This window comes from Anaerotignum faecicola, from assembly GCA_024460105.1.
Lineage (GTDB): Bacteria > Bacillota > Clostridia > Lachnospirales > Anaerotignaceae > JANFXS01.
Genome location: JANFXS010000568.1, coordinates 1 through 391, shown reverse-complemented (window position 1 = coordinate 391; position 391 = coordinate 1). Strand labels below are relative to the sequence as shown.

Below are 391 nucleotides of genomic sequence, written 5' to 3'. Positions count from 1 at the left end.
CATCAAAGGGGTGCTGGCACTGCTGGGATATGAAAATACGGATTTTACCGGAGACCAGACCGGAGCCAGACAGTCCAAATACCATTTCCTGGAGCTGGACGAAAATATGAATAAGAGTCCAGAGGAGGTCCTGATCAAAGAGGACTGCATCAATCTGTTTTATAATCTGTTAAAGACCGACACAAAGGCGGGAACCATGTTTGGAAAGAGCCTGGGATGTGAACTGACCTCGGATGGAGAGATCAATCCGCTTACCATGGTGGACAACAGCTTAAAGGGACCGAAGATCGTGAGGAGCAAGAGCCGCCTTTCCGATTATCTGCCGTTTAAACTGAGCGCTGCCAACGTTTACCTCGATGGGTCTCCGATCTCCAACAGCAGCGACGCGATC

At 49.9% G+C, this 391-nt stretch carries 1 protein-coding gene; it reads left to right on the top strand.

What is annotated here, in order from left to right; genetic code table 11:
- Positions 1-391, top strand: a 391-nt coding sequence (locus NE664_15430) for an S-layer homology domain-containing protein (GenBank protein ID MCQ4728024.1), incomplete at both ends; no start/stop codon positions are given.